This window comes from Cellulomonas sp. P4_H12, from assembly GCF_056400905.1.
The window spans coordinates 193,081-210,317 of sequence record NZ_JBFUKJ010000001.1 but is presented as its reverse complement, the minus strand read 5'-3'; the positions used below and the strand labels follow the sequence as shown (position 1 = coordinate 210,317).

The following is a 17,237-nucleotide window of genomic DNA, read 5'->3' as shown; positions in this document are numbered from 1 at the left end:
ATGCCGTCGACGGCCGGGGAGCGCCCTGCCATCGTCGGCACGGTGGACGACCCCTGGGACACCGAGACCGCGCTGCAGTACGACACCCCCGGCACCGGCATGTTCGCGCCGGAGGTGCTGGGACCGACCGTGGACCGGCTGGCGGCGCTCGCGGACGGGGGGCGGGCTCTCGAGCTCGCCATCGGCACCGGCCGGGTCGCGGTGCCGCTCGCGGAGCGCGGCGTGCCCGTCGTCGGCATCGAGCTGTCCCGGCCGATGGTCGAGCAGCTCCGCACCAAGGTCGACGAGGCGACCATCCCGGTGGTCGTCGGCGACATGGCGAGCGCGACCGCCCCCGGTGAGTTCCGGCTCGTGTACCTCGTGTTCAACACCATCGCGAACCTGCTGACGCAGGAGGAGCAGGTCGCGTGCTTCCGCAACGCCGCGCGACACCTGGCCCCCGGCGGGCGGTTCGTCATCGAGCTCTGGGTGCCCGAGCTCCGCAAGCTCCCGCCGGGCACGGCCGCGACCGTCTGGCTCTCGGAGCCCGGCTACATCGGCCTGGACACCTACGACGTCCTGCACCAGCGCGTGGTCTCGCACCACTTCCGGTTCGACGAGACGCGACAGGCCCGGCTGGGCCGCACCGCCCACCGGTACGTCTGGCCGGCCGAGCTCGACCTCATGGCGCAGCTGGCCGGCTTCACGCTGGAGACCCGGCACGCCGACTGGTCGGGCGCGGAGTTCACCGAAGACTCCCGATCGCACGTCTCGGTCTACCGGCTGACGGCGTAGCTGGCCAGGATCGAGCCGTTCGCCCCGACCTCGACGTGCGTGGACCTCAAGGTGACCGCCTGCCGCGGCGCCCCGTCGACGATCGACGGCGTGCCCTGCCCGCCGACCAGGGCCGGGATGGTCAGGACATGCAGCTCGTCGACCAGACCGGCGTCGAGCAGCGCGGCGTTGAGTCCGCCGCCGCCCTCCGACACGACGCACTCCGCGCCGAGCACCTCGCGCAGCCGGACCAGCGCGGCCGTCAGGTCGACGCGCTGTTCCCCGGCGACGAGGTACGGGATCGCCCGGCGGCGCAGGTCCGCGAGGTACGGACGCGGGGTGCGGCGGCACACCAGGATCAGCAGGCTCGTCTCGTCGTCGCCCGTGAACGTCCACGGCACGCGGCCCCGACCGTCCACCACCGCGAACCACCGCGGGGTGCGCCGCGGCACGAAGTCGGACCAGAGGTCCGGCTCGTCGGACTCCGGCAGGTCCACCGGGCCGGCGTCGTCGGGGACGAAGGTGCCGCTGCCCTCGAGGACGACGGTCGGACGGTGCCGCCCGATCGCCGCCGCCCGCCGCGCGACGAGCGCGTCCGCGTCCGCCGGCCACAGGTCCTTCCACCGCCGGTCCACCGCGTCGTCGAGGAGCCGCTCGTCGCGGCTCAGGGTGATCCGGCCGTCGACCGTGGCCGTGACGGACACGATGACGCGCGGGCGGGTGGTCATCCCGGGACGGTACGACCACCCGCCCACACGGCTCAGAGCTCGCGCAGGACCTCGCGGGCGAACCGCTCGGAGCGCTCGCGCAGCCCCTCGATGCGGCGCTGCACCACCCCGACGGGGTCCTGACCGGCCTCGATGATCGTCGGCTTGCGCCGGACGTTGCCGGAGCAGTCGAAGTTCGTGCAGATCAGGGTGCCGATGGTGTCGCCGTTGCGGCCGGGTCCGCCGGCGCGGCGGGCGACGTACATCGAGACGTCCTCGGTCGCGTACACGTCCTCGCACCAGGCGCAGACGGCTCGGCGGCGCTTGGCGGTGCCCTCGGGCGAGCGCAGGGTCACGCCCACCAGGGTGTCGCCGACGGGGATGACGACGTACGCGCGCAGGGGCGCCTTGCGATCGATCCACCCGAGGTAGTCGAGGCGGTCCCAGCGCAGGTCGGCCAGGTCGGCGGGCAGGGTCAGCTGGGCGGCCTCGCGCTTCGAGCAGTTCACGAAGGACGCGCGGATCTGGGGTTCGGTCAGGGGGTTCATGGGTCTCGGCTCTCGTGCGACGTGGGAGTGCACGCCTGAGCGCCGTGTGGCGTCAGGCGTGCCGGGCGGGCGTCCGGTCGCCGACTGAGCAGGCCTCGACGGCCGCCCCGCTTCCCCGCTGCATCGTGATGCGCTCCGATCCGACGGCCGGGGGCTCGTCCCGCGGCACAGCTCGCACCGATGGTGCGCTCTCGGCCACCGACGAGTCAAAGCAGCAACCGAGGAGTTGCATCTCGGAGGACAGAGTGCAACCCTTGAGTTGCATCCGCACCCGAACCGGAGGATCGACCATGACCCAGCCGCCCGCCGTCGTCGACACCGAGAGCTACACCGTCACGCGCACCGTGCACATCAGGGCGACGCCCGCGCGGGTGTGGGCGGCCCTCACGCGCGACGACCTGATCTCCCAGTGGTTCGGCACCTCCGCGTCGCTGCCCGACCTGCGCGTGGGCGGGGAGGGGACGTTCGGCTGGGCGGACTACGGCGAGTTCCCCGTGCGGATCGAGGAGTACGACGAGCCGGTCGTCTTCGCGTTCACGTGGGGCACCCCCGCCGAGCCCCTCCGCCCCGACAACTCCACGCTGGTCCGCTTCACGCTGGTCCCGGACGGCGACGCGACGGTGCTCAGCGTCGTCGAGTCCGGCTTCGGCCTGCTCGGCCGGGACCCCGTCGACGCGATGAACTCCAACCGTGAGGGCTGGACCAGCGAGCTGGACGAGCTGGTCGCCTTCGTCGAGGCCACCCCGTGACCGCGACCCTGGTCCCGGTCTTCGCCGCGCTCGCGGACGACACCCGCTGGGCCGTCCTGCAGGAGCTGGGCCGGGCAGAGCTGTCGGCATCGGCGCTGGCCACACGCTTCCCGGTGTCCCGGCAGGCCATCGCGAAGCACCTGGCGGTGCTGGCAGACGCCGGCCTGGTGGAGTCGGTCCGCGCCGGGCGCGAGATCCGGTACCGCGCCCTCGGCTCCCGGCTGAGCGAGACCGCCCGGGCGCTCGAGGCGATCGGCGCCGAGTGGGACAGCCGGCTGTCCTCGATCGCGCGCATCGCCGAGTCCCTGTCGGACGAGGACGTCACGCCTCCGCGGTGACCTCGCGGATCACGTGCCGGGCGTTGGACGCCAGGGCGTGGTTGGTGTCGCGGTAGTACGGCAGCTGGACGAGGGCCTGCGCGAGCGCGCGGGCGCGGGCCCTCGTCCACGTCGGGTCGTCCACCTCGAGTTCGTCCCGGAACACGGCGCGGGCCCGCGGCGGCAGGAGGTTCCAGGCGACGCCGAGGTCCAGCGTGGGGTCGCCGACGCCGATCCCCGCGAAGTCGATCAGCCCCGTGAGCCGGTCGTCGACCAGCAGGAGGTTCCCGGGGGCGACGTCGCCGTGCACCCACGTGCGCTCGCCGGCCCACTCGGCCGTGGCGAGCGCGTGCTCCCAGATCGCCGTGACCCGGGCCGTGTCGATCTCGTCGGTCAGCGCGGCGATGTCCCGGCGGACCTGCTCGTCGCGGTCGGCGAGCGGTCCGGCCTTGGCGACGCCACCGTCGAGGTCGATCGCCCGTACGGCGCGGACCAGCGCCGCGAGGTCACGGGCCAGGACCTCGGGCTCCCGGAGCTCGCCGAGCCGGGGGTTCACGCCGGGGACCCAGCTCAGCACCGACCAGGTCCACGGGTACTCGTCGGTCGGGTCCCCGACGGCGATCACCCGGGGGATGGTCACGGGCAGCAGGCCGTGCACCCGGGGCAGCCACCGCGCCTCGTGGTCGACACCGCCGCTCGCCCAGTGGATGCGCGGCAGCCGGACGACGAGCTCGTCGCCCAGCCGGAACATCGCGTTGTCCGTGCCGCTCGAGGCGACCCGCCGGACCGGGAGGTCCGCCCACCGCGGCAGCTGGGTGGCGACGAGTCGCCGCACCAGGTCGACGGGCAGGTCGAGCTCGTCGGCGTGCATCCCTGTGGTGGCCATCCGGACCAGTCGAGCAGGAGGTGCTCACCGCGGACAACCGGATTGTCGGGCGACCCGCACGGGCGCGATCCTGGGCCGATGGAGCTCGAGTTCAGCGGCGAGATCATCTACTGGCGGGGTCCGTCGCCGTTCCACTACGTGCCGGTGCCGGAGGCGGAGAGCGCGAGCATCAAGGCCGTGTCGTCGATGGTCACCTACGGGTGGGGGGTGATCCCGGTGCTCGCGCGCATCGACGACACGGAGTGGGAGACGTCCCTGTTCCCCAAGGACGGGCGCTACCTGGTCCCGGTCAAGGCGATGGTGCGCAAGGCCGAGTACCTCGACGTCGGCGACACGGTCACCGTCCGGCTGATCCTGGGCGGTCCGCGCTGACGGGCGCGCGAAAATCGCGGCTGCGCTCGGCGGGCAGGCGGATATCGTCGGCCCATGCCTGCGCAGCCGCCGACCTCGTTCCCGTCCGACGCCGCCGCCTGGCCGGACTACCTCGCGACCACCGTCGACGCGTCCCTCGACGACGCCCGCGCACTGGTCGCCACCCTGAAGGACGGCACGCCGCGGACGACGGCCGAGGTGCTCGCCCTCTGGAACGACGCGGACATCGCGCTGGGGTCGGCGTCGGCCGCGGCGCACCTGCTCGCCGAGGTGCACCCCGACGCCGAGCTGCGGGCCGCCGCGGAGGAGCGGGCGCAGGCGGCCGAGGACCTGGGCACGGAGCGCGGCCTGGACCACGAGCTGTGGCAGGTGCTCGCCGCCACCGAGCCCGACGGCCTGGACGCCGGTGCGGCACGCGTCCGCGAGCACGTGCTGCGCGACTTCCGACGGGCTGGCGTGGACCGCTCGCCCGAGGACCGCGAGCGGCTGCGCGCGCTGGCCCAGCGCTGCACGGAGATCGGTCTGGAGTTCTCCCGTAACATCCGCGACGGAGTGCGGAGCATCACGGTCCGGCCCGAGCAGCTGGACGGGCTCCCCGACGACTTCCGCGCGGAGCACCCCGCCGGCGAGGACGGGCTCGTCACGCTGACCACGGAGTACCCGGACCTGCTGCCCGTCCGCACGTACGCGACCGACCCCGACGTCCGGCTCGCACTCACCCGCGAGCACCAGTCCCTTGGCTGGCCCGCCAACGAGCCGCTGCTGGCGGAGCTGCTCCGGCTGCGGGCCGAGCGCGCCACGCTGCTGGGCTACCCGGACTGGCCGACCTACGACGCCGAGGTCAAGATGATCGGCTCCGGCCAGGCGATCGCCGACCTGATCGAGCGGCTCGACGCCCTCACCGCGGCTCCGGCCGCCCGGGACGTCGACGTCATGCTCGCGCGCTACCGGCAGGACGTCCCCGACGCGACGGCGGTCACTCCCGCGGACAACCTCTACTACGAGCAGGTGATCAAGAACGAGGACTACGACGTCGACGCCCGCACCGTCCGCGAGTACTTCCGCTACGAGGCCGTGCTGCCCGGCATCCTCGACGTGGTGCAGCGGCTGTTCGACATCTCCCTGCAGCCCGTCGAGGTGCCCACCTGGCACGACGACGTCCAGGTCTACGACGTCGCCGCCGACGGCGAGCTGATCGGCCGGGTGTACCTGGACATGCACCCGCGACCGGGGAAGTTCAACCACGCCGCCCAGTTCGGGCTGGTGCCGGGCATCGCGGGGCGGTCGCTGCCGGAGGGAGTCCTGGTCTGCAACTTCCCCACCGGCCTCATGGAGCACGACGACGTGCTGACGTTCTTCCACGAGCTGGGCCACCTGGTGCACGAGGTGCTCGGCGGCCGGCAGCCGTGGGCCATGTTCACGGGCGTGGCCACCGAGTGGGACTTCGTCGAGGCGCCCAGCCAGCTGCTCGAGGAGTGGGGCTGGGACGCGGGCGTGCTGGGCTCCTTCGCGACGAACGCCGCCGGCGAGCCCATCCCCGCGGACCTGGTCGCTGCGATGCGCCGGGCCGACGGCTTCGCGCGCGGCGCGTGGACGCGCCGGCAGCTCAACTACACGGCCCTGTCCTACGGCCTGCACGCCGACCCACCGGCCGACCTCGCCGCGTACACCGCCGACGTCGATGCCCGCTTCGGCCCGTACACCCCGATCGCCGGCACGCACCAGTACGCCGGGTTCGGGCATCTCGACGGCTACGGGTCCGCGTACTACACGTACCTCTGGAGCCTGATCATCGCGAAGGACCTGCGCACCGCGTTCACGGACGGCCTCATGGACCCGGTCGTCGGCCGCCGCTACCGGGAGGCGATCCTGGCGCCCGGTGGGTCGGCCGACGCCGCCGACCTGGTCGAGAGCTTTCTCGGCCGGCCGTCGTCGTTCGACGCCTTCGAGGCGTGGCTGGAGGAGGGCGCATGAGCCGGACCGTGCAGCTGCGTCGCTACAACCTCAAGCCGCACCTGGTCGACGACTTCCTCGCGTGGTGGCCCTCACTGCTGGTGCCCGCCCGGGCGGCCTACGGGTTCACCGTCGAGTCCGCGTACCTCAACCGGGAGACCGCCGAGTTCACCTGGGCCGTCAGCGCCGAGGGTGACGTCGAGGAGTTCCGCCGGCTCGAGCAGGCGTGGATGGCGTCGCCCGAGCGCGTGACGGTGTTCGAGGGCATCGACGGGTGGAACGACTCGACGGTCATCGCCTTCGTCGAGCGGCTCGTCTGAGCGCTCAGGCGCCGTAGCGGCGCAGGCGTTCCTGCATGTCCGCGTACGAGGTCACGGCCGGCACCGGCAGCCCGTCGCGGACGGCGGCCGCCACCTGGACCGCGGAGTCGACCGCCGCACGGTAGGGCAGCGAGCCGGTGCTGACCCGGCGGACGCCGAGGTCACCGAGCTCGGCCAGGCTCAGGCCCGGCATCGCCAGGACGTTGAGCGGCACCGGGATCTCCCGGGCAAGGACGTGCAGGTCGGCGGGGGTGAGCACGCCCGGGACGAACGGGACGAAGATCCCGCCGGCGCCCGCGTCGACGTAGGCGAGCGCCCGGGCGACGGTCGCCTGCAGCGTGGCGTGCTGGTCGAACCAGAAGGTGTCGACGCGCGCGTTGACGAACAGGTCGGGGCATGCGTGGACGACCGCCGCGACCTTGGCCGCATGACGTGCGGTCTCGACCAGCCGGCCGTCGGTGCTGTCCTCGAGGTTGATGCCGGCGACCGGCAGACCCCTGACGTAGGTGGCGACCGTGTCCGGGTCGTCGTCGAACCCGTCCTCGACGTCCGCGGAGACGGGCACGGGCAGGTGCGCCAGCCGCAGGACGAGCTCGCGCGTGGTGACGCGCGTCGCGCGACCGCCGTCGGGTCGGCCCGTCGCGGCGCCGACGCCGAAGCTCGTGGTGCCCACGGCCGGGAAGCCGGCGTCGACGAACGCCAGCGCCGACCCGACGTCCCAGGCGTTGGGCAGCAGCAGCGGGGTGGGCCCGTCGTGCAGGGCGCTGAACGTCGTCATGAGGAGAACGCCGCACGCCAGAAGTCGGTGAACACCGGCGACGGCTGGGGCGACGTCCAGGCGTCCGTGGTGAGCAGGATCGCGATGGTGTCGGTCACCGGGTCAGTCCACCACGTCTGCCCGAGACCGCCGTCCCAGCCGAACGAGCCGGCGTGCCGACCGTCGGGCGCGTCCCGCAGGAACACGCCGAGCCCGAGGCCCCATCCTTCGCGTCCCTCGGGATCATGCGCGCCGACGTGCGCGGACGTCATCGCGGTCACCGACTGCGGGCTCAGCACGGTGGCCCCACGGGCGCGGAGCATCAGCGCGAACGCGTGCAGGTCCGCGACCGACGACGCCAGCCCCGCGGCGGCGTCGGGGAACGCGGGCGGTCGCGACCACTGCCCGTCGACCTCGTCGTAGACGTCCTCGCCCAGCCACTGCCGGTCGAGTCGCGACAACGCGCCGGCGGGCACGTGGAACCCGGTGTCCGTCATGCCGAGCGGGTCGAGCAAACGTGCGGCGAGCAGCTCGGGCAACGGGCGGCCCCCGGCGCGGGCGAGGAGCACGCCGAGCACCTGCGCGCTCGTGTTGTAGAGCCAGCGCGCGCCGGGCTGCACGGCGAGGGGCACCGAGCCGAGGACCCGCATCCACTCGTCGGGCGGTGGTGCGTGCTGCGGCGACGGCGGTCCGACGGGCAGGCCGCGCTCCGCGAGCGCGCCGAGCACCGCGCCGGGGAACGGCCCGCCGAAGTCCATCCCGATGCCGAGCCGGAACTCGAGCACGTCGCGCACGGTGACGGGCCGCCCCGCCGGGACCGTGTCGTCGAGCGGGCTGTCGGGGGTGCGCAGCACGCGCCGGTCCGCCAGCTCGGGGAGCCAGGCGTCGACGTCGTCGTCGAGGCCCAACGCGCCGTCGTCGACCAGCGCCATCGCCAGCGCCGCGACCACCGGCTTGGTCACCGACGAGATCCGGAAGATCGAGTCGGACCGCGCGATGCCGGCGACCCCGCTGCTCACCGACCCGCCTCGGTCCACCAGCCACCCCGCGCCGTGCACCTCGCCCGACGCGACCCGCTCCGCGACCACCCGCTCCACGTCCATCCCCCCACCCTGCACCGAGGCTCCGACAGCGACCCGCCGAGGTGCTCTAGGTTCGGCGGCATGGAGTCACCGGTGCGGGAGTCGCACGGGCTGCGGCTGATCCTCGGGATCGTGTCCGTGCTGGTCGGGGCCGTGCTGACGATCCGGCCGTTCTCGTCGCTCGCCGTCCTCATGGTGGTGCTCGTCATCGGCTTGACGATCACCGGGATCTCCGGGCTGGTGGTGCGGGACGGCGTCCTGTCGACGGTGCTGCGGGGCATCGTCCACCTGGTCGCCGCCATCGCGATCGTCGTCTGGCCGGGCGCGTCGATCGTGGTCGCCACGGTCGTCGTCGGTCTCGCGCTCGTCGTCGGCGGGGCCGTCGACCTGGCCCACGTCCCACACGTGCACGGCACCGCCCGGGCGAGCGCGGTGCTGGGCGGCATGACGTCGATCGCGTTCGGCGTCCTCGCCCTCTCCTGGCCCGACGTGACGGTGCTCGTGATCGCGGTGCTCTTCGGAGCGTGGCTGGTGGTGGTCGGCATCACCGAGATCGTGGGGTTCTTCCGGCGGCAACACACCCCGGCCAGGCTGCCCGATCGGCCGCGCGGCGGGTGGTGGCGGCTGGCGGGGAACCTGCTGGGCGCGCTCGTCGCCGTGCTGCTGGTCGCGGTGAGCCTCGTCCTGCAGAGCAGGGTGCCGATGCCCGACGCGTTCTACGACGCGCCGGACGACGTCCCCTCCGCGCCGGGCGTGCTCCTACGCACCGAGCCGTTCCACAGCGACGAGATCCCCGCCGGCGCCACGGCCTGGAAGATCCTCTACACGACGACCCGGGACGAGGGGGAGCCGGCGGTCGCGAGCGGGCTGGTGGTCACCCCCGACGGGACGGGTCCGATCCCCGTCGTCGCGTGGGCGCACGGCACGACCGGCGTCGCGCCGGGCTGCGCACCCTCCGTCCTCGACGACGGGCTGGCCGCCGGCGCCATGTTCCTGCAGGACGAGGTCCTGGGCGCGGGCTGGGCGATGATCGCCGCCGACTACATCGGCCTCGGCGTCGCCGGCCAGCACCCGTACCTCATCGGACAGGGCGAGGGCCGCTCGGTCCTCGACGCGGTCCGTGCCGCTCACCAGCTCACCGACGCGCACCTGTCGGAGCAGACCGTGGTCTGGGGCCACTCGCAGGGCGGGCACGCGGCGCTCTGGGCGGGGATGCTCGCTCCCACCTATGCACCCGAGCTGGAGATCGACGGCGTCGCTGCGCTCGCGCCCGCCAGCAACCTGCCGGGTCTGGTCGACGCGACGGAGGGGGTGACCGGCGGCGAGCTCTTCGCGTCCTACGTCGTGGACGCGTACACCGCGACCTACCCGGACGTCACCTACGACGACCTGGTCAGGCCGGGCGCGCGGATCATCGTGCGGGAGATGGCTCAACGCTGCCTCGCGGAGCCGGGGATCCTGGTCTCAGCGCTGACCTCCGTGTCCCTCGACAAGCCGATCTGGTCCGGCGACCCGAGCAGCGGGCCGTTCCTCGCACGCCTCGAGCAGAACGTCCCGTCGGGACCGATCTCGGCACCGCTCCTCGTCGGTCAGGGTGCCGACGACGGCCTCGTCGTCCCCGCCGCGCAGGACGCGTACGTCGACGCCCGCTGCGCCGCGGGGTACGCAGTGGACTACCGCACGTACGCCGGGCGCGGGCACGTCCCGCTCGTCGAGCCCGACTCGCCCCTGGTCCCGGACCTGCTCGCGTGGACGACGGACCGCTTCGCGGGCCGGCCGGCGACCGACACCTGCCCCTGATTCCTCGGCCGAACGGCCGAGCACAGGGGCAGGCGAACGACCGATGTCACGGCCGCCCGCAGTCGAGAGGCTCTCGTCAGACGAGACGCAGCCCGACGAGAGGGAGTCCGATGGTTCCGAAGCACGCGTGGCGCATCCCCGCCGGCCTGATCCTGCTGAGCCTGGTCCCGATGCTCGCGGGGTCGATCCGCCTGGCGGAGCTGAGCAGCGACCCGGCGGTCACCCCGGAGAACGAGCGCTTCGTCACGATGCCCGTGCCGGTCGTGGTCCACATCGTGTGCGCGACGGTGTTCCTGCTGCTCGGCGCGTTCCAGTTCCACCCGGGCCTGCGCCGACGCCGGCCCGCCTGGCACCGGGTCGCCGGACGGGTGGTCGCGCCCGCGGGGATCCTGGCCGCGCTCGCGGGCCTCTGGATGGCGTCGTTCTCCGACCTGCCGGCGTCCGACGGCACCCTGCTCGAGGTGTTCCGCTGGGTCTTCGGGTCGTTCATGGTCGCGTCGCTGGTGCTCGGCGTCGTGTTCGTGCGTCGGGGCGACATCGTCACGCACAGCGCGTGGATGACCCGGGGCTACGCCATCGGGCAGGGCGCCGGCACGCAGGCGGTGATCTTCGCGCCGTGGACGCTCGCGCTCGGCGCCCCGAGCGTGACCACGCGCGCGCTGCTGATGGGCGCGGCCTGGATGATCAACCTCGCCGTGGCGGAGTGGATCATCCGCCGGCGGCGCACGGCCGTCCGGTCGGCACGCCGGGGCGTGCTCGTCGCGACCTGACGGGGCGCTCCGCCGCGATGTCGTCGTCGGCCGCTATCGTCGCCGGGGCCGGACGACGACGGGAGACGCAGTGACCGACTGGGGACCGCTGCCGTACCACCGCGACGTCACCGCCATCCTCGAGCGCGAGAACCCCGTGGCCGTCGTCGCGCTGCGGCCGACGTCGGGCTCGGACCTGGACCAGCTGCTGCTGCGGCAGGCCTACCGGGTCGACGCGGCGGGGCACCCCGAGGTGCACGCGGCCGTCCAGCGGGCGGCCGACGCCCTCGGGGTATCGGTGCCGGTCGAGATCTACGTCGACGACGGCGGCCAGGGCAGCAACGCCGAGCTGGTCTACGTGCCCGACAAGGTCGTGCTGGTGCTGACCGGGGGTACGCTGAACCTGCTCGACGACGAGGAGCTCTGCGCGGTCGCCGGCCACGAGCTGGCCCACCACGTGCTGTGGACCGCCGAGGGAGGCCGGTACCTCGCGGCCGCCCGCCTGCTGGATGCCGCGGAGTCCGATGCGCGCACGCCCTCGGAGTACCTGGAGACCGCACGCCGGTTCCGGCTGGCCACCGAGCTCTACGCCGACCGCGGGGCCGTCCTGGCGTGCGGCTCGCTGACGACGACCGTCAGCGGCCTGGTCAAGGTGGTGACGGGCCTGACGAAGGTCGACTCCGCGGCGTACCTGCGGCAGGCGGCCGAGGTCGACTACAGCGTGCCCAGCGCCGGCACCACGCACCCGGAGACGGTGCTGCGCGCGTGGGCGCTGCAGGAGTGGAACGAGCGTGGCGCGGGGTCCGATCCCGCGGTCGAGGCGGCGCTCGGCCCTCAGCTCGACCTCGCGGCGCTCGACGTGCTCGGGCAGGAACGGCTCACCGAGCTCACGCGCTCGCTGGTGTGGCTGCTGGTGGCCGACGACGTCGTGCGCAGCGACGAGGCGCTCGCGCTGGCGCAGGGCTACGGCGTGCTCGTGGGCACCCAGACGCCCGCGATCACCGACATGCCGGCCCACCTGCCGGCCGAGACGCGCACCTACCTCGCTGCCGTGCTGCTCGACTTCGGCACGGCCGACGACGTCCTCGCCACGGTCGTGGCGCTCGCCCGTCGCGTCGGTCTGGCGCCGGACCTGCTGGCCTTGATCGGCACCGAGCTCGACCTCGGCGTGCGCGCCGCCGCGAAGCTGGCGGCGCTCTGATGCGCCACCTGGTCGGCCGCGCCGTCGCGCGCGGCGGGCTGCCCGCCGACGACGTCCTCGGCCTGCTGCTGCCCCTGTTCCGCACGGTGCAGTCCCTCCACGAGACCGGCCGCGTGGCCCCCCTGCGCGGGCTGGACGCGTTGGGCGAGGACGACGACGAGCCGGTCACGATCGACGTCGCGCTCGCGGGCCCGCCGGTGCGCAACCGTGCCGCCGTGGCGGCGCTGGAGGTCTCGGGCGCGGTCGAGGTCGAGCGGCGGGTCGACGCCGAGGCTCCTGACGAGGGCGGGATGCGGATCGTCGCCGGCTGGCAGCGCTGGGAGCACCTGGTCGGCCACCACGACGAGCTGACCGACATCGGCAGCCTGGGCGAGCTGCTCGTGGCCCTGCTGTGCGGGATCGACCTCGCGGACGAGGGCGACGCCGCGCTCCTGCAGGAGCGCCGCGACAACCTGTTCGCGCTCGCGCCCGGGCTGCACCCGGTGCTGGGCACGGTCGCCAGCTCGATGATCGCGCCCGACCGTCGGCGGCGGGCGCAGGACCTGGCCGACGTGATCGCGCGGCTCGACACCTACCGCGACCAGCCCGAGGACTTCGACCTCGAGCGCGTGCTCGGCGGTCGTACCGACGCGCGGGCGGCCGTCCTGGAGAACCTGCGCGACCGGCTGTTCGACGCCTCGCGCCGCAACCCGCTGCTGTACTTCCGTCCGACCGGCCGGACGCTCAACCTGACCGAGGCGTCCGTGCCGCTGGTGCTGGACGTCCGCAACATCCGGGCGACGCAGCTGTTCACGTGGGGCGGCCCGGCGTCGGCGCGGCTCGTGGACGGCAAGGCCGTCGACGTCGGCTCGGTGGTCCGCTGGGACGACGCGCCGTACGCGGCCGCCTCCTTGGACGCGATCATCTCGTCGGCGCGTCGCGACCGGGCCGAGTACGGGCACGACCAGCTGCGGCTCGTCGTGGCGTTCCTGCGCTGGCACGACGTGAAGAACGACCCCGGCACGCCGATCGAGTCACCGCTCGTCCTGGCGCCGGTCACCCTCACCAAGCAGCGCGGGGTACGCGACGCGTACCGCCTGCAGCTGACCAGCACGACGGCCGAGGTCAACCCCGTGCTGCGCCACCAGCTGGACGAGCTGTTCGACCTGCGGCTGCCGGAGACCATCGACCTTGCCGACGAGGGCGCGGTCGAGCAGCTGCGCGCCGGTATCGAGCAGCAGGCCCGGGCGACGCAGCCCGCCGTGGTGGTCGGCCTCGTCGACAAGCCGCGGATCGAGCTGGTCCGGCACCGCGCGCAGGTGGCCCTGCAGGCCTATCGGCGGCGGCGCCCGTCCAGTCTCCCGGCGTTCGGGCGTCGGCAGTACGCGTACTCGTACCGCCGGCCCGGCTGGGCGCCCCTGGGCGTGCAGATCTTCCGCGACCGGATCGAGCGTCGGCCCATCCCGCTGTCGGTCGAGCTGGGAGACCGGCCGGCGCCTCAGCACATGGTCGAGACCTCCATCGAGACGTTCTCTGTCACCTCGACGGCCGACGACAACCCGTACACGTGGGACGTCGACCTCACCATGGTCACGCTGGCCAACTTCAACTACCGCACGCTCAGCCTGGTCCGCGACTACGACTCCCTGCTGGCGGAGCCGCTGCCGAACGCGGCGTTCGACGAGCTCTTCTCGACCGCACCGCGCGACGTCGCCCCGACGGGCGCGACGATCCCGACGACCGACCGCTACCTGGTGGTCCCCGCGGACGCCTCACAGCTGGCCGCCGTCGCCCAGGCGCGGTCCGGGGACAACTTCGTCATCCAGGGGCCACCCGGGACGGGGAAGTCGCAGACGATCACCAACCTGGTCGCCGACTTCGTCGCGCACGGCAAGCGCGTGCTCTTCGTGTGCCAGAAGCGTGCCGCGCTCGACGTCGTGCACGCCCGGCTGCGGGCGCAAGGCCTCGACGAGATCTGCACGCTGGTGCACGACAGCCAGGAGGACAAGAAGGAGTTCGTGCACGGGCTGCGCGCCACGTACGAGCGCTGGCTCACCGACGACGAGCCGCTGGAGGCCGTCGAGGCCCGGCGGACCGCGCTCATCGACGCGACGACCGCGGCGCTGGCCGAGGTCGGGCGGTACGAGGAGGCGCTCGCCGCCGACGGTGGGGGCGCGTCCGTGCAGGAGGTGCTGGAGCGGCTGGTGGCGCTGCGCGGGTTCCGGTGGGGTGCGTCTCTCCCACCGGTCGAGCAGGCGCTGCTGCCCGAGCCCGGCCCCTGGGTGTCCGCGCGCCCCCTGGTCGACGCGCTGGTGGCGGCCCTCGCTCGCGCCGGCGCGCCACCCGTCCTTGCGCGGACCCCGGCCCGGCTGCTCGACCCCACGGTGCTCGACCAGCCGCGTGCCGACGCCGTCGTCGCGCAGCGCGCGCTCGAGGTCGTGCAGGCACTCGACGCGGTGCTCGCCGTGCTGGTGGCGGCCGGGGCGTCGGCCGACGGCGACGGCCTGACCGTGGACGACGCCGACGCCGTCGGGCAGATGCACGCCGTCCTCGCGCCGCTGGTGCAGCGCGGGCTGGGGGACGCGGTCACCCCGCGCACGCGGGAGGCCCGCCGGCTGGCGGACGCGGCCGTCGCCTGGCGCGAGACCGAGGCCGCGGCCGACGCGGCCGACCGGGCGGCCGTCGGGTGGCGCGAGCCGCTGTCCGCGCCCGATGCTGCCGCCGCGCTGGAGATCGCGCGCCGGCGGGAGTCGTCGTTCTGGAAGTTCCTCGACGGCGGCTGGCGCCGGGTGCGCGGGCTGGTCGCTGCCGGGTTCGACGCCGGCGACCGCCAGGTCCGGCCCACTGCCGTGCAGGCGCTCGAGCTGCTGGTCGCGCGGTACGACACCGCCGCGCGGGCCGACGCCCTTTCCCAGGAGCTCGCGCGCGACTGGGGGCACGGCGACCTCGCGGTCCTCACCGAGCGGATCGCCGCGATCCGGCGGTACACCGGTGCGCTCGCGGTCTGGCGCACGCGGCTCTCCGACGAGCAGCCCGACGACGTGCTCGACCGGCTGCCGGAGCTGGTGGAGACCGTGCGCGCGGGCCTCGCGGGCGTCGTCGCGGGCGCCGACGACCTCTCGCTGGTCGCGCTGCGCGACGAGCTGCGGGGGCTCACCGGACCGGAGGGCCAGGCGTTGGTCCGGGCCGTCGCGGCGCCGCTGCGCGACCTGGCCGGCTCACCGTCCGTGCTCACCGCGCTGCGCCGGCTCGACGCGTCCCCCGACCAGCTCGAGTACGCGGTCGTCGCCGCCTCGATGCGCGAGGCGCGGGCACAGCTGCCGGCGCTGAGCCGGCTCGACGGTGACCGGCTGGCGGACCTGCTCGACCGCGTCGCCGACCGGGCGCCCGCGCTGCAGCGCGCGAACGCCGAGGTCATCACCGCGCGGCTGCGCGCCCGGTTCGCCGCCGCGGTGGCGCACTCGCAGCGCAGCGTGAGCGGGATGGACCTCGAGGACCGGGCGACGAAGGCCATCTGGATGGCCGGCCGGCGCGAGCTCGAGCACGAGTTCGGCAAGGTCCGGGCCTACAAGTCGATCCGGTACCTGGCGTCCGCGGACCCCGGCGCCGTCGTCGCCGCGATGCGCCCGGTGTGGCTGATGAGCCCGTCGTCCCTGTCGGACACCCTGCCGCTGGAGTCCTCGTTCGACGTCGTGATCTTCGACGAGGCCAGCCAGATCCCGGTCGAGGAGGCCGTGCCCGCCCTGTTCCGCGGCGCGCAGGTGATCGTGGTCGGCGACCGCATGCAGCTGCCGCCGACGCGGTACTTCCAGGCGGGCGGACCGTCCGCGTCGGCGCCGGACGACGAGCCCGTCGACGATGCGCCCGTCGGATCCGTCCTCGACTCCGACAGCTTCCTCGCCGTGGGCTCCGTCCGGCTCCCGTCGACGATGCTCACCTGGCACTACCGCAGCCAGTACGAGGCACTCATCCAGTTCAGCAACGCCGCCTTCTACGGCGGGCGGCTCACCACCATCCCGGACCGGACCCTCACCCACGTGCGGGCACGCCCCCTCGAGATCACCGTCACCGACGCCCCGCCGCCGGAGGAGGTCGCCGCCGCGGTCGACGGGCTGCTCGAGCGCAGCATCAGCGCCATGCGCGTGCTCGACGGCGTGTACGTGCAGCGCACCAACCCGCAGGAAGCCACCTGGATCGCGCACCTGGTCCGCGAGCTGCTGGCTCGCGATACCGGCCAGACCCTCGGGATCGTGGCGTTCTCCGAGGCGCAGCAGTCGGAGATCGAACGCGCACTGGAGCGCCTGGCGCGCACCGATCCGGAGTTCGACCGCCGCTTCGACGCCGAGGTCACGCGCGAGGAGGACGGCCAGGTGGTCGGGCTGTTCGTGAAGAACCTGGAGAACGTCCAGGGCGACGAGCGCGACATCATCCTCATGAGCGTCTGCTACGCCGCCGGTCCGGACGGCCGCATGCGCATGAACTTCGGGCCGATCAACAACGCCGGCGGCGAGAAGCGGCTCAACGTCATCTTCAGCCGGGCGCGTCGGCACATGGTGCTGGTCAGCAGCATCGACCACACCGCGATCACCAACGTCTACAACGACGGCGCCAACACGCTGCGCGGCTTCCTCCACTACGCCGACGCGGTCTCCAACGGCGATGCGGCCGCCGCGGAGGGGGTGCTGGCGGGGCTCCGGGAGCGCACCGGGCGTCCTGCCGCACCGGCCACCAGCCCGATCGTCGAGCAGATCGCCGACGCCCTGCGCGCCGCCGGTGTGGCGGTCGTCGCCGGCGTCGGCCAGTCGGCGTTCCGCTGCGACCTCGCGCTGCGCCCGCCCGGCTCTCCCGTGCACACCGTCGGCGTGCTGGTCGACCAGTCCGCGCGTCTCGCGTCGCTGTCCCTCGACGAACGCCGGATCACGCAGCCGACCGCCCTGCGCTCCGGCGGCTGGCGGGTGCTGCAGGTGCTCGCCGCCGAGTGGGAGTCGGACCCCGACGCCGTGGTGCGGAGGCTGGTCGCCGCGGTCGAGCTGCCCGATCGCGCCCGCGAACAGTCTGGCTGAG

Annotated in this window: 15 protein-coding genes; 10 read left to right on the top strand and 5 right to left on the bottom strand. The window is 73.8% G+C overall.

Features of this window, described 5'->3' with window-relative positions:
• Window positions 1-774 carry a methyltransferase domain-containing protein gene (locus AC1DQC_RS01045; protein ID WP_477049374.1) on the top strand — a complete coding sequence of 258 codons (774 nt, stop codon included), beginning with the start codon at window positions 1-3 and terminating at the stop codon, window positions 772-774.
• Here AC1DQC_RS01045 and AC1DQC_RS01040 read toward each other — a convergent pair.
• On the bottom strand, window positions 756-1,481 hold the full coding sequence (locus tag AC1DQC_RS01040; RefSeq protein WP_477049373.1) for a RibD family protein: 726 nt from the start codon (window positions 1,479-1,481) through the stop codon (window positions 756-758). The genes AC1DQC_RS01045 and AC1DQC_RS01040 overlap by 19 nt on opposite strands.
• 32 nt (window positions 1,482-1,513) lie before the next feature.
• Window positions 1,514-2,008, bottom strand: coding sequence for an FBP domain-containing protein (locus AC1DQC_RS01035; RefSeq protein ID WP_477049372.1), 495 nt, complete (start codon window positions 2,006-2,008; stop codon window positions 1,514-1,516).
• A gap of 290 nt (window positions 2,009-2,298) precedes the next feature.
• Here AC1DQC_RS01035 and AC1DQC_RS01030 point away from each other — a divergent pair, with 290 nt between their 5' ends.
• Both AC1DQC_RS01030 and AC1DQC_RS01025 read left to right on the top strand, forming a co-directional pair.
• Window positions 2,299-2,757, top strand: coding sequence for an SRPBCC family protein (locus AC1DQC_RS01030; RefSeq protein WP_477049371.1), 459 nt, complete (start codon window positions 2,299-2,301; stop codon window positions 2,755-2,757).
• Window positions 2,754-3,095 carry an ArsR/SmtB family transcription factor gene (locus tag AC1DQC_RS01025; RefSeq protein ID WP_477049370.1) on the top strand — a complete coding sequence of 114 codons (342 nt, stop codon included), beginning with the start codon at window positions 2,754-2,756 and terminating at the stop codon, window positions 3,093-3,095. The genes AC1DQC_RS01030 and AC1DQC_RS01025 overlap by 4 nt, the downstream gene beginning before the upstream one ends.
• On the opposite strand, the gene AC1DQC_RS01020 is transcribed toward AC1DQC_RS01025, so the two are convergent.
• On the bottom strand, window positions 3,079-3,960 hold the full coding sequence (locus AC1DQC_RS01020; protein WP_477049369.1) for an aminoglycoside phosphotransferase family protein: 882 nt from the start codon (window positions 3,958-3,960) through the stop codon (window positions 3,079-3,081). The two genes, AC1DQC_RS01025 and AC1DQC_RS01020, sit on opposite strands and share 17 nt — an antisense overlap.
• Window positions 3,961-4,038: 78 nt before the next feature.
• Here AC1DQC_RS01020 and AC1DQC_RS01015 point away from each other — a divergent pair, with 78 nt between their 5' ends.
• Genes AC1DQC_RS01015 through AC1DQC_RS01005 form a run of 3 tightly spaced genes read left to right on the top strand, consistent with a single transcriptional unit; the run spans window position 4,039 to window position 6,605 of the window.
• Window positions 4,039-4,332: a DUF1905 domain-containing protein gene (locus AC1DQC_RS01015; RefSeq protein WP_477049368.1), complete on the top strand. Its 294-nt coding sequence runs from the start codon at window positions 4,039-4,041 to the stop codon at window positions 4,330-4,332.
• 54 nt (window positions 4,333-4,386) lie between these two features.
• The gene (locus AC1DQC_RS01010) at window positions 4,387-6,306 is read left to right on the top strand and encodes a M3 family metallopeptidase (protein ID WP_477049367.1); all 1,920 of its coding nucleotides are present in this window, start codon (window positions 4,387-4,389) and stop codon (window positions 6,304-6,306) included.
• Complete coding sequence (locus tag AC1DQC_RS01005) at window positions 6,303-6,605, top strand: hypothetical protein (RefSeq protein WP_477049366.1); 303 nt, start codon at window positions 6,303-6,305, stop codon at window positions 6,603-6,605. Before AC1DQC_RS01010 ends, AC1DQC_RS01005 begins: the two co-directional genes overlap by 4 nt.
• 4 nt (window positions 6,606-6,609) lie before the next feature.
• Here AC1DQC_RS01005 and AC1DQC_RS01000 read toward each other — a convergent pair whose 3' ends face one another.
• On the bottom strand, window positions 6,610-7,383 hold the full coding sequence (locus tag AC1DQC_RS01000; RefSeq protein ID WP_477049365.1) for an isocitrate lyase/PEP mutase family protein: 774 nt from the start codon (window positions 7,381-7,383) through the stop codon (window positions 6,610-6,612).
• A complete protein-coding gene (locus tag AC1DQC_RS00995; RefSeq protein WP_477049364.1) occupies window positions 7,380-8,465 on the bottom strand; it encodes a serine hydrolase domain-containing protein in 1,086 nt (361 codons plus the stop codon). The genes AC1DQC_RS01000 and AC1DQC_RS00995 overlap by 4 nt, the downstream gene beginning before the upstream one ends.
• Window positions 8,466-8,525: 60 nt before the next feature.
• On the opposite strand from AC1DQC_RS00995, the gene AC1DQC_RS00990 reads away from it, so the two are divergent.
• The 4 genes from AC1DQC_RS00990 (at window position 8,526) to AC1DQC_RS00975 (ending at window position 17,236) form a co-directional block, all read left to right on the top strand.
• On the top strand, window positions 8,526-10,244 hold the full coding sequence (locus AC1DQC_RS00990; RefSeq protein ID WP_477049363.1) for a lipase family protein: 1,719 nt from the start codon (window positions 8,526-8,528) through the stop codon (window positions 10,242-10,244).
• Between the two features lie 110 nt (window positions 10,245-10,354).
• Entirely contained in the window at window positions 10,355-11,014 is a 660-nt protein-coding gene (locus AC1DQC_RS00985) for a DUF2306 domain-containing protein (protein ID WP_477049362.1), read from the top strand.
• A 70-nt stretch (window positions 11,015-11,084) separates the two neighbouring features.
• On the top strand, window positions 11,085-12,194 hold the full coding sequence (locus tag AC1DQC_RS00980) for a M48 family metalloprotease (RefSeq protein WP_477049361.1): 1,110 nt from the start codon (window positions 11,085-11,087) through the stop codon (window positions 12,192-12,194).
• A complete protein-coding gene (locus AC1DQC_RS00975) occupies window positions 12,194-17,236 on the top strand; it encodes an AAA domain-containing protein (protein ID WP_477049360.1) in 5,043 nt (1,680 codons plus the stop codon). The genes AC1DQC_RS00980 and AC1DQC_RS00975 overlap by 1 nt, the downstream gene beginning before the upstream one ends.
• Window position 17,237: the final 1 nt, after the last annotated feature.

What these genes read in the sequence shown, in the direction of transcription:
- AC1DQC_RS01045 (WP_477049374.1), top strand. Translation starts at nt 1, where the DNA reads ATGCCGTCGACGGCCGGGGAGCGCCCTGCCATCGTCGGCACGGTGGAC.
- AC1DQC_RS01040 (WP_477049373.1), bottom strand. Translation starts at nt 1,481, where the DNA reads ATGACCACCCGCCCGCGCGTCATCGTGTCCGTCACGGCCACGGTCGAC.
- AC1DQC_RS01035 (WP_477049372.1), bottom strand. Translation starts at nt 2,008, where the DNA reads ATGAACCCCCTGACCGAACCCCAGATCCGCGCGTCCTTCGTGAACTGC.
- AC1DQC_RS01030 (WP_477049371.1), top strand. Translation starts at nt 2,299, where the DNA reads ATGACCCAGCCGCCCGCCGTCGTCGACACCGAGAGCTACACCGTCACG.
- AC1DQC_RS01020 (WP_477049369.1), bottom strand. Translation starts at nt 3,960, where the DNA reads ATGGCCACCACAGGGATGCACGCCGACGAGCTCGACCTGCCCGTCGAC.
- AC1DQC_RS01015 (WP_477049368.1), top strand. Translation starts at nt 4,039, where the DNA reads ATGGAGCTCGAGTTCAGCGGCGAGATCATCTACTGGCGGGGTCCGTCG.
- AC1DQC_RS01010 (WP_477049367.1), top strand. Translation starts at nt 4,387, where the DNA reads ATGCCTGCGCAGCCGCCGACCTCGTTCCCGTCCGACGCCGCCGCCTGG.
- AC1DQC_RS01005 (WP_477049366.1), top strand. Translation starts at nt 6,303, where the DNA reads ATGAGCCGGACCGTGCAGCTGCGTCGCTACAACCTCAAGCCGCACCTG.
- AC1DQC_RS01000 (WP_477049365.1), bottom strand. Translation starts at nt 7,383, where the DNA reads ATGACGACGTTCAGCGCCCTGCACGACGGGCCCACCCCGCTGCTGCTG.
- AC1DQC_RS00995 (WP_477049364.1), bottom strand. Translation starts at nt 8,465, where the DNA reads ATGGACGTGGAGCGGGTGGTCGCGGAGCGGGTCGCGTCGGGCGAGGTG.
- AC1DQC_RS00990 (WP_477049363.1), top strand. Translation starts at nt 8,526, where the DNA reads ATGGAGTCACCGGTGCGGGAGTCGCACGGGCTGCGGCTGATCCTCGGG.
- AC1DQC_RS00985 (WP_477049362.1), top strand. Translation starts at nt 10,355, where the DNA reads ATGGTTCCGAAGCACGCGTGGCGCATCCCCGCCGGCCTGATCCTGCTG.
- AC1DQC_RS00975 (WP_477049360.1), top strand. Translation starts at nt 12,194, where the DNA reads ATGCGCCACCTGGTCGGCCGCGCCGTCGCGCGCGGCGGGCTGCCCGCC.